The organism is Clostridium sp. LIBA-8553, from assembly GCF_057782465.1.
Window position 1 is genome coordinate 2,887,683 of record NZ_CM173489.1, and the last position, 15,040, is coordinate 2,902,722.

A 15,040-nucleotide genomic window follows, 5' to 3' on the forward strand; every position below is an offset into this window, starting at 1 on the left:
GAAACTATTTTTAATCAAAAATAAAACTTATACACAACATTTAGAAAGTTACGAAGATTTTCTAAATATGTGAATAAGTTTTATCTTAAAATCTTTAAATATGTTTATAAACATTTTCCTACTAAAGAACTTTTCTTAATTCTTTTACTTTATAATCCTTAATTACTCTTTCCTTAGATTCAGTTACAACCACTACATTTACTACACCATCTTTACAGTTTAAAACTTTTCCTTTAACCTTACTTCCAATTACATTTACTGATGTACTTTTCTTTATAGGTTTAATATTTTTTGAACCACAGAATTCACACTCTTCACTTTCTAAAAATAATCTTCTACATTCTAAGCAATAATCTAAATTTTGCATAAAAAAATCCTCCCACCAAAATTATTAGATTTAACTCTACTAAATTTGTATGAGAGGATTACTAAAATAATACTAATTATTATGTTTTATTATACTATTAATTTTTTATTTTAAAGTGAATTATTTTTATTAAGAACTCTTTTATCTTCTAATCTTTTGGTTATCTCAGCTTGATCTAAATACTCTAAAATTGCAACTAAATATTTTCTTGAAACACCTAAAAGCTCTTTAGCTTCTCCCAATGTAATAGAACCATTTTTATTTAACCATTCTATTATTTTATCTTTTACAGAGTCTATTACTTCTTTATGCATAACCACATCTTCTGGCAGTTTAACCAAAGCTCCTTCTTCAACTAGAAGATTATATATTTTAAGATATTCCTTCTCTAGTTTTTTATCATCTATTATATCTTTTATTTTTGGAGAAGTTATTCCACTTTCTAAATAACTCTCTAATATCTTTTCTTTTATTCCTCTTTGAGCTTTTGTTAGATTTATTTCGAATTCCTTTAGGGCAACTACATTAGCTCCCTCTTTTATAATTTCTTTTTCCTTCATAAGCTCTAAAAAGTTTTGGAATATTTTTTGTTTGACCTTATTAGAAAAACTCTTACTTCTAAGTTCTTCTTTATTCATTCCTACTTTCAAAGGATTTTCCTTATGGAAGTTCTTTAAGATTTCGTATATTTCTTCACTCTTCTTAGTAAAGAATTTATTATGTATAAAAAACTTAGATTTTCCATTCTCTATTCTTATTATCTTCTTATTTTCATAAAGCTTATCTAATATGTAATCAATGTTTTCTACATTTCTTCCTAAACCTTTTATTATTTCTTGTGAGTTAGGAAAATTTTCGCTTAAAGATAAGACTACATTTTCAACAACTTCTTCTATGCTTCCTTTTTCCATAAGCTTTAATTGAATTAAATAATCTTCCTTAAATCTTTTAGCTTTTCTAGCTACAGGGTTTATAACCTTGCCACCACCTAAAGTTATCATAGGAGAATAATTTCTTATAACTAGGTTATCACCTTTTTGAGCACATATTTCGCTTTCTAATCTTAATTGTATATATGCATCCTGGCCTGGCTCTATTTCTTCCTTATCAAGAATTACTACTCTTCCTAATATTTCTGAAGTACCATGATATACTCTTACTCTTTGTCTATTAATTAAATTCTTTTCATTAGATTTCAAATATTTAAACTTACAATCTATCATATAAGATGGCTCTATGGTATCTACTGTACATACTACAGTTCCTCTAGATACCTCTTCCTTAGTGACTCCTGCTAAGTTCAATGCACATCTTTGACCAGCTTCTCCAATTTCAACATTTTCATCATGAACTTGAATATTTCTTACTCTAGCTTCTATTCCACTTGGATTAATTTGAACCATATCTCCGTTTTTTACACTTCCACTTAATATAGTTCCTGTTGCTACAGTTCCAAATCCACTTACTGAAAAGCTTCTATCAACTGCTAGTCTAAAATGACCTTCCTTATCCTTTTGTTCTATTTCTTCTACAGACCTATCTATTTCTTCTATTAATTCATTAATTCCTTCTTTTGTTTTGGAAGAAACCTCTATCATTGCTGCATCTTTAAAGCTAGTTGATTTTAAATAATTTTTTATATCATCCTTTATCATCCCTGCCCATTCTTCATCAACTAAATCCTTTTTAGTTAAAGCAACTATGCATTTTTTAACCTCTAAAAGCTCTAATATTTCTAAATGTTCCTTTGTTTGTGGCATTATTCCTTCATCTAGGGCAATAATTAGAAGAACTACATCTAATGATGTAGCTCCTGCTAACATGTTTTTGATGAATTTTTCATGCCCTGGAACATCTATTATACCAGCTCTTTTTCCTGATGGTAAATCAAAGAATGTAAATCCTAAATTAATAGATATTCCTCTCTTCTTTTCCTCATCAAGCTTATCAGTCTCTCTACCTGTCAAAGCTTTTATAAGAGTGGTTTTACCATGATCTATATGTCCTGACGTTCCTATAATCACATGTTTCATCTATTTTTCACCTATTTCCTTTAAAGCATTGAATATAATTTCATAGTCATTTTCTAAAATAGTTCTAAGGTCTATATAAACTGCTCCTTTGTAAACTCTAGTTATTATAGGAATTTTATATTCCCTTAAAGCTCTTTCTAAACTAACTTCATTTATACTCTCTGAACTTATTTTAAGTAGATAAGTAGCTAATTTGCTATCTGGCATTGAACCTCCGCCAACTGTTGATTCGCCCTCTTCTATAGAAAACTTATAAAATTCATTTAAATTTTCTAATTCATTGTAAAGCCTATTAGCCCTTTCTTTTATTTCATTTAAATCTAAAGTCATCATATGAAGAGTTGGTATTTTTTCAATTGCCTCTTTCTCATTTAAATAATGTTTTAAAGTAATTTCTAAAGCAGCTAAAGTAAATTTATCAACTCTTAAAGCTCTAGTTAATTGATTCTTTTTTATTTTATCTATGAATTTCTTTTTACCCACAATAATTCCAGCCTGTGCTCCACCAAGCATTTTATCCCCAGAGAATGTTACAACATCAACTCCAGCCTCCAAACTTTCTATTACGGTTGGTTCTTTTTCTAATCCATATTTGCTTAAATCAATTAAAACTCCACTACCGATATCCTCTATTACAGGTATATCTTTTTCCTTCGCTAAATCACATAATTCATTTGCACTAACACTCTTAGTAAAGCCTACTATTTTAAAGTTAGAACTATGAACTTTTAAGAAGGCTCCAGTTTCTTCAGTTATGGCATTCTCATAGTCATATAAGTGAGTTCTATTAGTTGTTCCTACTTCTACAAGCTTAGCTCTTGAAAAATTCATCACTTCTGGAATTCTAAAAGAACCACCTATTTCAACAAGTTGCCCTCTTGAAACAATTACCTCTTTATTTTCACAAAGAGAATTTAATACAAGCATTATAGCCGCCGCGTTGTTATTTACAACTAAAGCTGCTTCAGCTCCTGTAATATCTTTTATTATATTTTCTATAAGGGAGTATCTTGATCCTCTTTCTCCCTTTTCTAAATCATACTCTAGATTGCTATAGCTTGATGCCGCTAAAACAACAGCTTCAGTAGCCTCTTCACTTAACAAAGATCTTCCTAAATTAGTATGAATAACAACACCTGTTCCATTAATAACCCTTTTTAAATTTCTTTCTCTTTTTTTCAATAACCTATCTTCACATTTAACCTTGGACTCTTCCTTAGTTAAAGCATAATTTACTTCTCCATTTAGAATAGCCATTCGATTTTCATTGATTATATCCCTTAAAGTACTTACAACTATTTCTCTCCCGTTTTTATTTAAAAAGTCCTCATTAAAAATACCAAGTATCTCATCTATCTTAGGCAAAGCTCTAAGAAGTTCTTTTGTCATGTTATCCTCCTAAAAACTACTCTACTACTATATATGCATCATGGAAGTCTTCGACACGTCCTATAACAGCACTTTCTACCTCTAATTTTTCTAATCTAGTTAGTATGTCTATATAGTCATCTTCTTTACAACTGATTAATAATCCACCTGATGTTTGAGGATCAAATAATATATCTTCCATCCAACTTTCAACATTATTTAACTGATATTTTCCTTCTAAATATCTTTTATTCTCATAGCATCCAGCAGGAATTAATCCCATATTAGCATATTCTTTAGCCTCTTTAATAAATGGAATTGCATCCTTAAAGATTCTAAAAGTTTTATTAGATGGTTCTGCCATTTCATAAGCATGACCTATCAGTGAAAATCCTGTTATATCCGTACATGATGTTATATCATAGTCAGTTATTATTTCGCCAGCATATTTATTTAAATATGCCATTACTTTTACTGCTTTTTCATAAGCTTCTTTAGAAGCTATTCCAGCTTTAATGGCTGTGTTTACTATTCCTAATCCAATAGGTTTAGTTAGAATTAAGATATCACCTGTTTCTGCACCATAATTCTTAAGAACTTTATCTGGATGTACAATTCCTGTAACAGACAAACCATATTTAGGTTCATCATCTTGAACAGTATGACCTCCTACTATTACAGCTCCTGCTTCTAAAACTTTATCTGCTCCCCCTTTTAATATTTCACCTAAAATATTCATATTTAAGCAATTTGGGAAACAAACTATGTTTAATGCCACTATTGGCTTTCCTCCCATAGCATAAACATCACTTAGGGAGTTTGCAGCTGCTATCTGTCCAAAAGTATATGGATCATCTACTATTGGAGTAAAGAAATCCAATGTTTGTATTGTAGCCATTTCATCATTTAATTTATATACTGCCGCATCATCAGATGTATCTATTCCAACAATTAAATTTTCATCATTCATTTTTGGTAATTTACTTAAAATTTCTGAAAGAGCCCCCGGCCCTATTTTAGCTGCTCAGCCAGAGGTCTTTGATAGTTCTGTTAATCTTTTTTCTATCATAAACTCCACCTCATTTCTAAATAATAATATTCATTATATCATATTACTTTATAGAAATTTTATCTTTTATCTTTTCTAAAGTTTTTTCTCCTATTCCACTTATATTTGTAATATCATCAATACTTTTAAATCCCCCTATTTCTTCTCTATAATCTATTATCGCTTGTGCCTTACTCTCTCCTATACCATTTAAGGTCATAAGTGTTTCTTTAGATGCAGTGTTTATATTAATAATTGAATTTTCTTCACTACTTTCTCCTTTTTCTCCTAAAGAATTCTTAACTGTTTCAATACTATTACCACTTAGATTCTCTTCTAAACTTCCTGTTTCTTCTTCTTTCTCATCATTCATATTCCTAACAACTATGCACTGCCCATCACTTAAATATAAAGCTCTGTTGATATTACTTAAATCGGCTTCTTCTGTTGGTCCTCCAGCCTTCTCTATCAGCTCGTAAATTCTACTTCCATTTTCTAATACATAAACATTTGGATTTTTTACTTCCCCTTTAATTTCTACAACTATTTTTTCTATATTACTATTACTACTCTCTTTTTCATTACTTTTATTGATATTCTCTTTCTCATTTTCTTCAATATCATCATTCTTTTTAGGTTGCTTTGAATTTGATTCACTTTCATCCTCTTCTTTTTCCGCATTTAAAAATAATTTTTCCATATCATCTTCACTTATTTTTTTATCATTTGTCTTTGAATAACCAACAAATAAAAAAACTATAGCTACTACAGCTATTATTAAGCTCCCTATAACTTTTTCTTTTTTCTTCATGATGCCTCCCAACATAGATTTATTGTAAATTTATTCAAGAATTAAAATATAAAATTATAAATTCTCAAATTTATCTAATATTATTGACATTTCCAATATTTTTAAGTACCAAATTCATACAATTCCATAGAAAATATGCTATTTTATTGTTATAATTATTATTGCGACCAAAATTAAAAAATTGGAGGCTTTATGAATATAAATTGTAAGAATTTAAAAGAAAAATTTAAACTTATAATATCAATAGCTTTTCTATTTATCTTAGTTTTAAATGTAAATGTTTTTGCTGAAACTACAGTTCCTGAGATTCATGGTGAAGGAATGGTACTTATGGATGGCACTACTGGAGAGGTATTAGCTGAAAAAAATGCTAATGTCAAAATGGCTCCAGCATCTACTACCAAAACTATGACAGCCTTGCTTACAGTAGAAAAAGCTAAGCTAGATGATGTTGTCACTATAGGAAAAAATCCTCCTTTAGCTGAAGGTACCCGTGTTGGACTTCAAGAGGGAGATAAATATACAGTGGAAGAGTTACTTAATGCATTATTAATACAATCTGCTAATGATGCCGCTGTGGCTTTAGCAGAGCATATATCTGGCTCCGAAGAAGAATTTGCTAAACTTATGAATGAGCGTGCCTTAGAACTTGGTGCTAAAAATACTCACTTTGTTAATGCCAGTGGACTTTTTGAAGAAGATCATTTAACCACACCTTATGATTTAGCTTTAATAATGAACTATGCTTCAAAAAATCCTATTATCTGTGAAATAACAGAAAAAGTAGCTCATGAAATGCCTAAAAGTGTTGTAAGCGGAGAACCTATATGGGCAAATAATAATAACCAACTTATTCATACAACAAGTCCATATTATTGTGAAGATATATTCTGCAATAAAACAGGATATACAACTAAGTCTAAACATACCTTTGCATGTGCAGCTAAAAAAGGAGATAGAAAATTAGTTCTTACTCTCTTCGGATATGATACTAAGGAACAATATTATGAAGATACCAAGTCACTTTTAAATTACGGCTTTGATGATTTCTCCTTAGTAAAAATATATTCCAAAGGTGATATTGCAAAAGAATATTATATAGATGATAAAAATACACTATCTCTAGTTGTTCCAGAGGATGTCTACAAGACATTTAAAAATTCTGAAATAGAAAATTTATCTACAGAAAATATAAAGAAAAACTTAAATATAAATTTTTCAGTTAACTCTGCTACTCCAATATCTAGAGGTACTGATATACTAAAAAACAATACTCATTTTGTCGGAACAATTATGGTAGGGGATACACCTTATAAAAGCGTAGATCTTTTGAATGGCAATGATATAACCTACACAAATTTCGAAAAAATTATCATAAAACTTAAAAGTTTTAGTGGTTTTTATGTTGCTTTAACCATTATAGGGTTTATATTTGTTGTTATTTTAATTTTGTTTATGATAAGATTTATTTCAACTATAAAGAGAATAAGAAATAGGAAAAAACGTAATTCTTATTTGTATAAATAAAAGGCTCTGTTTTAAACCATTGTTAATTTTTTAGATAGGTCTGGAGCTTTAGCTAAAAATCAATATTCACTTAAAACATAGCTAAATAATAAAATAAGTAGTTTTAAGCATTTGCTTAAAACTACTTATTTTTTAATTTGTTTATTAAAATTTTCATATCTTCTGGAAGATCTGCTCTTAAACTTAAAGGCTCTTTAGTCTTTGGACTATAAAAATCTAATCCATAAGCATGTAATGCCTGTCTTGAAATATCTTCAGCATCCTCAGTTCCATAAAGTGCATCACCAAATATAGGATGACCTAAGCTACTTAAATGAACTCTTATCTGATGTGTTCTACCTGTTTCTAGTAAACACTCAACTAAGTCAGCGCCATCATAACTTTCTATAACCTTATAATGAGTTATACTTTCCTGTCCTCTTTCATCAACAACTCTTTTTATGGTATCTTCCGCTGGTCTATAAATAGGTCTATTTATAGTTCCCTCTTTTTCTTCTAAATTTCCATGAACTATAGCTAAATACCTTTTTTGAAATTTATCTGTTTTCATTTCATTAGATAAAACCATATGAGCATACTGATTTTTTCCTATGATTATAAGCCCTGAAGTATTCATATCCAATCTACTAACTAACCTAACTATACAATCCTGATTACTTTCTTTGAAGTAATATAATATACCATTAGCTAAAGTTCCGTTAGGATGACTTCTTGTAGGATGTACAACCATGAACGGTCTTTTATTTAAAACTAATATATCACTATCTTCATAAACTATCTCTAAATCCATTTTTTCTGGTTCAATATTTTGAGATTCTTTCTTTGAAAGTTCAATTTTAATCTCTTCCCCAGTTTTAACTACATAGTTCATTTTAACTGCAACACCATCTACTTTAATTCTTTTGTCTATGGCAGCACTTCTTATTAATCTTGAAGATAGACCTAACTCTTCTTTTAAGAACTCTCTTATCTTTCTTTTATCATATTCTTTAGTTATTTTACTTTCTAAAATACTCATTGCATCTCTCCGAAATTTTTAAAATCTTTTCCTAATAAGATTACTACATCATAATTTCCACTACTATCATACTTAGATGGTATTCCCTTTTTAATATCTTTTATCTTTAAATCATTTTCCATAAAAGCTCTTGAACTTTCATCTTTTATTAAGATTTGAGAACTCTCTCTTGGCTCGCCATTTCCAACATCAACTTTATCATAACCATTTTCATTTAATTGTTTTTGTATATTGGCAGCTAATCCATTTATCTTTGTACAGTTTAAAACTTTTATAGAAAGTTCTTCTCTAGCAAGACTAGGGATAACATTCTTTCTTCCACTTAAATTACTACTATTTAATTGACTTTTTAATTCTTTAGTTGCCTTTTCATCTGCAATATAATAAGAAACATTTCCAACATACTTACCCTCACCTGGTAAAGTAGTCATCTGTATATTATTCTTATCGGTTTCTAAAGCTTTAAGCCCATATGCAACTGTAACATCTAAAGGAAGATTAGTTTCTATATTCTGATTTAGAACCTCTGCTATACTATCTATTTTTGTTATAGTAGATACTGATAATACTTTATCTATTACAGCATTCATAAGTTTTTGTTGATTTTTTATCCTGTCAACATCACCATTAGCTAATCCCGTACCATCATTATTCTTTCTCCATCTAAAGAATTCTTCTGCCTTTTGACCATCTAAATGTACAGTTTCTCCCTTATTGAAGTGTATGTGTAGGTCCTGCCCAGGATCATCATAGTTCATATCTTGCTCTATATACATATCAACCCCGCCGATAGCATCTATTATGCCTCTAAAGCCCTCATAATCAACTTTAACAACATAATCAACTTTAACACCTAAAATATTACTTACTAGCTCTTTAACAAGCTTTTCTCCTCCAATGGGATAAGCTGCATTTATCTTCTGTGACTTACCGCCTATATTAACTCTAGTATCTCTAGGTATAGATATTAACTTTGCTTGTTTTGTTATGGGATCAAAATTAGCTAATATTATTGTGTCTGTTCTTTTTGCATCCTTGTTTGAAACATCATTTGTATCACCAATATCCATTCCTAATAAAAGAACATTTATTGGCTCCTCAACTTTTATTACATCCTGTTTTACATCCTTAACTATATCAAAAACTTGCCCTAAAAAACTACCATACTTAAAATATATATATCCAAAAACACTTACTGAAAAAATAAGAATAAAGGCTAAAGTTAAAAGAATTATTCTTTTAATTAAACTTTTTTTCTTTTTCTTCTCTTTATCCGATCTTTTTTCAATTTTATTTTCTTCATTCCCCATATAATCCCCCCAAATTATTTAATTAAGAATTTTTTTGCATTACTAAGAAATTTCTTGCTTCTATTGTTAGAGGATGTAATAAATTGCCTTGTTTTATAACAAATAAAATAGTATTTTCTAAGCCCTTCAATACACCTTCATCTAAGTTTTCTCTTGTTATTTCTCTTAATTCTTGAACTCCAGGGAAATCTCTACCTGGTTCAATATAATCAGCTATATATATTATTTTCTCTAGGTTACTCATATTTTTTTTTGCTAAAGTATGATATTTTACTGCATCTAGAATCTCTTGGTCTTCTATTCCAAACTTTTCTTTTGCTATTATTGCACCAACAAATCCATGTAAAACTTGAGGCGAGTTTAGAGTTATTTCATCTAACTCATATCCTTTATCCTCTAATATCTTTATTTGCTCCTCTACAGGAACATATTTTGCTACATCATGAATTAATGCTGCTAACTCTGCCTTTTGTACATTCTCGCCATTTATCTTGGCAAGCTCCTTAGCAGTTTCAACTACACCTAAAGTATGTGAGTATCTACTTCCCTTAAGAGTCTCTTTAATATATTTATTTATTTCTTCTAATGACCACATAGCTACTCTCTCCTATATAAATTGTTCTTATTTATTATATCCATCACACCTGGTGGTAAAAAGAAGTTTACCTCTAGAGAATCTGCTACTCTTTCCCTTATAAGGGTAGAACTTATCTCTATATTAAGTAAATCTAAGTATACTATATTAGTACAATATTCTTTCTCAAACTCTTTTTTCCTCTTTAATAAATCATTTTTATTAAATCCAGGCCTATTAAAAACAACTAAATTACTAAATTTAAAAATTTCATTTATATTTTTCCACGAATTTAGATTTACAAGACAATCTGCTCCAGTTATGAAATAGAGCTCTACTTCTCTAAAACTTTCATTTAAATATCTTAAAGTTTCATAAGTAAAGCTCAATCCCTGTTTCTCTATTTCATAGTTACTTATGGAAAAAAAGCTATATGGATTTATAGCTTTTTTAACCATTTCATATCTAATTATTTCATCAGTTATATTCTTATTCCTCTTATGAGGTGGATTGCCAGCCGGCATGAATATAACTTCATCTAATTCTAATTCTTTATAGGCTTCATAGGCTATATAAATATGACCTATGTGTATTGGGTCAAAGGTTCCCCCAATTACTCCTATTTTTTTCATATTACTTCCCTTTTTTAGGTAATTCTATCTTAGGATTATTTTTTGATGCTCTGTAAAGAACTATCTTGTTTCCTATAGATTGAACTCCTTCACAGTTTAATCTTTCGCAGATGAAATTTGAAGCTTCTCTTGTCTCTAATCCACTGTTTTCAAGAACGTTTATCTTTAAAATTTCTCTTGCTTCTAAAGCATCATCAACTTGCTTTAAGAAGTTCTCTTCTATTCCATTTTTTCCTATTTGGAATATAGGAGTTAATTTAGCACCTAATCCTCTTAAATATGCTCTTTGTTTTGTTGTTATCATTATTTATCCTCCATTAATTATAGTAAGTATTCAAACTCGAAGTCATTTAATCTTACCATATCTCCATCTTCTATTCCCATTTCTCTTAATTCTTGGAATATTCCCTTATTATTAAGAACCTTATGGAAGTATCTTAATGAATCTGGATCATTTACATTAACAGCTAATAATAATCTGTCTACAAATGAACCTTCTACGACATAAACTTTTAATCCATCTTCTTCTATTGGATTTATAGTATATGTAAACTTCTTCTCTTCTGGGATGAATCTTTCATCTTCTGGGATTTCTAAATCAGTTACAGGAATATCTTTAAGCATTCTAGCCGCTTCTTTGATTACTTCCTCTACTCCTTGTGAAGTAGCTGCTGACATTTTAAATACTTTATCAAAGCCCATTTTATTAACTTCAGCTTTAAAGTTCTCAAAAACTTCTTCATCAAATAGCATATCGCATTTGTTTGCAACAACTATTTGAGGTCTATCCCAAAGTTTAACGCTATAGTTCTTTAATTCTTCATTTATTCTCTTGAAGTCTTCTATAGCATCTCTACCTTCAATACCTGATATATCAACAACATGTATTAAAAGTCTTGTTCTTTCTATATGTCTTAAGAAGTCTAATCCAAGTCCAACACCCTCAGAAGCTCCCTCTATAATACCTGGTATATCTGCCATAACGAATGGCTCTATTCCTGGTACTGCAACAACACCTAAATTAGGTTTTAAAGTTGTGAAGTGATAGTTAGCTATCTTTGGTTTAGCCTTTGTTACTACTGAAAGGAAAGTTGATTTACCAACGTTAGGGAATCCTAAAAGACCAACGTCAGCTAAAAGTTTTAACTCTAATGCAACCCATCTTTCTTCTCCTGGCATTCCAGGCTCTGCAAAAGTTGGTGCCTGTCTTGTTGGTGTACAGAATTTGCAGTTACCTTTACCACCTTTACCACCTCTACAGATAGTAAATTCATCATCTCTATGAGAAAGGTCTGCCATTACTTTATTAGTTTCAACATCTCTTACAATTGTTCCCATTGGAACTTCTACTATTAAATTTTCTCCATCTCTTCCGTAACATTTAGAACCTTGACCGTCTTGTCCTCTGCCTGCTACGAATTTTCTCTTATATTTGAAATCTAAAAGAGTTGTCATTCCAGGGTTAACTTTAAAAGTTACATCTCCCCCTTTACCACCATCTCCACCATCTGGTCCTCCAAGTGGAACATACTTTTCTCTTCTAAAAGAAACAGAACCGTGACCACCATCTCCAGATTTCACAAATATCTTGGCCGTATCTATAAACATGTTTTCTCACCTTGCTTTCTCTATAAAATGTACCTTTTTAGTATATTATAACCTTAGTTTAATATAAAAACACAGCTTTTTTAAATGCCATGCTCTCATATAATAAAAAAATTTTATACTTAATCAAAAAGCACCCTCAGTAAGGGTGCTTTTATAAAACTAAATATATTATTCAGCTATAACTTCTTCTACGTTTACTGGGTAAACAGAAGCTTTTTTCTTGTCTCTTCCAAGTCTCTCGTATCTAACAACACCATCGATTTTAGCGAATAAAGTATCGTCTCCACCTTTACCTACGTTAGCGCCTGGATGAATCTTAGTTCCTCTTTGTCTTACTAATATGTTTCCAGCAAGAACGAATTGTCCATCTGCACATTTAACACCAAGTCTTTTACTCTCAGAATCTCTACCGTTCTTTGAGCTACCAACCCCTTTTTTATGTGCAAATAATTGAAGGTTCATTATTAACATAGTCTACACCTCCTCTTTTATTATCTCTATATATTTACAACGCGTTTTCTTTCCTAAACTGCTATCCAGCCCTAGGACTAGACTCGCTAAGCTCATTTCAAAAGTTTTAAGTAAAACCTGAGCTTCAACTATCTCTTCCTGAGTAAACCCATTCAGATCTAGTTTTAAATATCCATCACTCATTTCATAGTTTACATTAAGCTTTAACACTTCATCTAAACCAATGATTGCGCTTTGAGATAATACTGATACGGAATTACATATCATATCGTACGCCTCTCCAGCTAGAACCGCATCTCTGCATTGCATCGCGTGTCCTTTTATAGTGAAGGAAATTATGTTATCTTCTCTTGATTGAAATTTAACTTTAATCATATCAAAAAATTAAGCTTCGATCTTTTCGATAACGATCTTAGTGTAAGGTTGTCTGTGACCATTTTTTCTTCTGTAGTCTTTCTTTCTCTTGTATTTGAATACAACAACTTTCTTAGCTTTTCCTTGAGCTAATACTTTTGCTACAACCTTAGCACCCTCAACTACTGGTGCACCAACTTTGATTTCTCCGTCTTTAGCGACTGCAAGAACCTCTGTTAATTCAACTGTTGAGTCAACTTCAGCGTTAAGTTTTTCAACGAATAATACGTCTCCTTCTTGAACTCTGTATTGTTTTCCTCCTGTAGTTAATACTGCGTACATTAAAACACCTCCTCATAACGGTCTCGCCACTTAAGGTATAACTTTAAAAGTTATTTTCGGAACCTATTCGTGAGCGGTTTACAAAAGCCATTCTATCACAGCCACCATCTTTTGTAAAGCTAAATTTAATATTTTTCGATATTCTTCACCAAATACTCACTTACGCTTTCTATTTGATTTTTAAAGATCAATGGTTCTACTTTATAAAAATCTTTAGATTCTTGAAAAGTTAAGTATATATTTAAATTTAATGCTCCAATTTCTTTCAAAAACTCAAATATATTTCCTCTAATATCTTTTTCATAAATAGAGTTTATTTCTAGATGAAAATCTTTTATCTTTCCTTCACCATTTTTCTTTAAAATCTCATTTCTTAAAAGAAGATTTATATAAGATAACTTTAATCTTTTTCCATGACCATTACATGCTGGACAATTTTCTTCTATATATTCATAAATGCTTTTCCCTTTTCTATATCTAGTTATTTGTACTAAACCAAGCTCTGTAAAAGGGAATATCTTAGCTCTTTGACTATCACTTTTAAACTCTTCTTTTAAAAGCTCTAAGATTTTTCTTTTGTTTTCTTGTGAATACATATCTATAAAATCAACTAAGATTATTCCACCTAAATTTCTAATCTTAATTTGCCTAGCAATTTCTTTTGCTGCATTTTTATTAGTTTCATAAGCAGTTTTTTCTTTATTTCTATGATTTGTATTCTTTCCTGAATTTACATCTATAACATACATAGCCTCAGTCTTTTCAATAACTATATCTCCACCACAGCTTAAATTAACTCTATTATTTCTAAGGCTAAGAATTTCTTTTTCTATTCCATAATAATCAAAAAGACTTCTTACCTCATCATATAAAATTACCTTTAAATATTCTGAGTTAGAAATACTATCTTTTATTCTTTCATAGTCTTCTAATGAATCAACAATTATTGAAGATGTATCAGCATCAATATCATCTCTAATTATCTTGTTTATAAGGTCGCCTTTTCCAAATAATCTTTTTGGGTTTAATGAAAATTTTCCTTCTCTTATTACATCTTTATAGACTCTATATAACTCTTCAATTTCATCTTGAATTTCATCTAAAGTAGAAAATTGAGCTTTAGTTCTAACTGTAACTCCTACTTCACTTGGTTTTAACAATGAATTCTCAAGCTCTTGTTTAAACTCTAAATTTTCTATTTTTCTTGAAACTGAAATATCATTTCTTGAAGTCTCTAAAACACAGTATCTTCCTGCTAGAGAAATCTTTGAGGTAACCTTAGCCCCTTTATTTCCAAGCTGTTCCTTTAGTACTTCAACAATTACTCCATCACCTTGTTTTAAATCTTTATCCTCTTCTCCAATTACCATATAAGCTTGTTTATTGTAGCCTATATCTATAAAGGCACTTTTTATTCCTGGAACTACTCTCTTAACTATGCCCTTATATATTTCTCCTGGAACAGGCTCTAAACTCTCTTCTTCTATATAGCACTCACTTAAAAGATTATTTTTCTTTATAGCAACTCTTAATAAATTTTCTCTTCTTTCTACGTATATATCTCTCATGAATTCACT

16 protein-coding genes are annotated in these 15,040 nt (G+C 30.0%); 1 reads left to right on the forward strand and 15 read right to left on the reverse strand.

Translation table 11 applies throughout. The annotated features are described in order from the left end of the window. Positions 1 to 121: 121 nt before the first annotated feature. The 5 genes from AC2JAQ_RS12885 to AC2JAQ_RS12905 form a co-directional block, all read right to left on the reverse strand. Entirely contained in the window at positions 122 to 367 is a 246-nt protein-coding gene (locus tag AC2JAQ_RS12885; protein WP_488456807.1) for a hypothetical protein, read from the reverse strand. Positions 368 to 477: 110 nt separating this feature from the next. Further along, complete coding sequence (selB, locus tag AC2JAQ_RS12890; RefSeq protein WP_488456808.1) at positions 478 to 2,400, reverse strand: selenocysteine-specific translation elongation factor; 1,923 nt, start codon at positions 2,398 to 2,400, stop codon at positions 478 to 480. Further along, positions 2,401 to 3,789: an L-seryl-tRNA(Sec) selenium transferase gene (gene selA / locus AC2JAQ_RS12895; RefSeq protein WP_488456809.1), complete on the reverse strand. Its 1,389-nt coding sequence runs from the start codon at positions 3,787 to 3,789 to the stop codon at positions 2,401 to 2,403. Between the two features lie 16 nt (positions 3,790 to 3,805). Then, positions 3,806 to 4,837 carry a selenide, water dikinase SelD gene (gene selD / locus AC2JAQ_RS12900; protein WP_488456810.1) on the reverse strand — a complete coding sequence of 344 codons (1,032 nt, stop codon included), beginning with the start codon at positions 4,835 to 4,837 and terminating at the stop codon, positions 3,806 to 3,808. 43 nt (positions 4,838 to 4,880) lie between these two features. Next, positions 4,881 to 5,627: a ComEA family DNA-binding protein gene (locus AC2JAQ_RS12905; protein ID WP_488456811.1), complete on the reverse strand. Its 747-nt coding sequence runs from the start codon at positions 5,625 to 5,627 to the stop codon at positions 4,881 to 4,883. Positions 5,628 to 5,819: 192 nt separating this feature from the next. Between AC2JAQ_RS12905 and AC2JAQ_RS12910 the strand changes: the two genes are divergently transcribed. Next, on the forward strand, positions 5,820 to 7,154 hold the full coding sequence (locus AC2JAQ_RS12910; protein WP_488456812.1) for a serine hydrolase: 1,335 nt from the start codon (positions 5,820 to 5,822) through the stop codon (positions 7,152 to 7,154). 121 nt (positions 7,155 to 7,275) lie between these two features. On the opposite strand, the gene AC2JAQ_RS12915 is transcribed toward AC2JAQ_RS12910, so the two are convergent. From AC2JAQ_RS12915 to AC2JAQ_RS12960, 10 genes are all read right to left on the reverse strand, one after another. Continuing rightward, positions 7,276 to 8,172, reverse strand: coding sequence for an RluA family pseudouridine synthase (locus tag AC2JAQ_RS12915; RefSeq protein ID WP_488456813.1), 897 nt, complete (start codon positions 8,170 to 8,172; stop codon positions 7,276 to 7,278). Beyond that, positions 8,169 to 9,482 carry an LCP family protein gene (locus AC2JAQ_RS12920; RefSeq protein ID WP_488456814.1) on the reverse strand — a complete coding sequence of 438 codons (1,314 nt, stop codon included), beginning with the start codon at positions 9,480 to 9,482 and terminating at the stop codon, positions 8,169 to 8,171. The genes AC2JAQ_RS12915 and AC2JAQ_RS12920 overlap by 4 nt, the downstream gene beginning before the upstream one ends. A gap of 22 nt (positions 9,483 to 9,504) precedes the next feature. Beyond that, positions 9,505 to 10,077, reverse strand: a complete 573-nt coding sequence (gene yqeK / locus AC2JAQ_RS12925; protein ID WP_488456815.1) for a bis(5'-nucleosyl)-tetraphosphatase (symmetrical) YqeK — start codon at positions 10,075 to 10,077, stop codon at positions 9,505 to 9,507. Between the two features lie 2 nt (positions 10,078 to 10,079). After that, positions 10,080 to 10,688 carry a nicotinate-nucleotide adenylyltransferase gene (gene nadD / locus AC2JAQ_RS12930; RefSeq protein ID WP_488456816.1) on the reverse strand — a complete coding sequence of 203 codons (609 nt, stop codon included), beginning with the start codon at positions 10,686 to 10,688 and terminating at the stop codon, positions 10,080 to 10,082. 1 nt (position 10,689) lies between these two features. After that, entirely contained in the window at positions 10,690 to 10,992 is a 303-nt protein-coding gene (yhbY, locus tag AC2JAQ_RS12935; RefSeq protein ID WP_488456817.1) for a ribosome assembly RNA-binding protein YhbY, read from the reverse strand. Between the two features lie 17 nt (positions 10,993 to 11,009). Beyond that, positions 11,010 to 12,296: a GTPase ObgE gene (gene obgE / locus AC2JAQ_RS12940; RefSeq protein WP_488456818.1), complete on the reverse strand. Its 1,287-nt coding sequence runs from the start codon at positions 12,294 to 12,296 to the stop codon at positions 11,010 to 11,012. A gap of 168 nt (positions 12,297 to 12,464) precedes the next feature. Next, positions 12,465 to 12,767: a 50S ribosomal protein L27 gene (gene rpmA, locus AC2JAQ_RS12945; protein WP_423239989.1), complete on the reverse strand. Its 303-nt coding sequence runs from the start codon at positions 12,765 to 12,767 to the stop codon at positions 12,465 to 12,467. Between the two features lie 3 nt (positions 12,768 to 12,770). Further along, entirely contained in the window at positions 12,771 to 13,142 is a 372-nt protein-coding gene (locus AC2JAQ_RS12950) for a ribosomal-processing cysteine protease Prp (protein WP_423239988.1), read from the reverse strand. Positions 13,143 to 13,151: 9 nt separating this feature from the next. Continuing rightward, positions 13,152 to 13,463: a 50S ribosomal protein L21 gene (gene rplU, locus AC2JAQ_RS12955; protein WP_003452389.1), complete on the reverse strand. Its 312-nt coding sequence runs from the start codon at positions 13,461 to 13,463 to the stop codon at positions 13,152 to 13,154. 125 nt (positions 13,464 to 13,588) lie between these two features. Next, positions 13,589 to 15,031, reverse strand: a complete 1,443-nt coding sequence (locus tag AC2JAQ_RS12960; protein ID WP_488456819.1) for an Rne/Rng family ribonuclease — start codon at positions 15,029 to 15,031, stop codon at positions 13,589 to 13,591. Between the last annotated feature and the right edge of the window lie 9 nt (positions 15,032 to 15,040).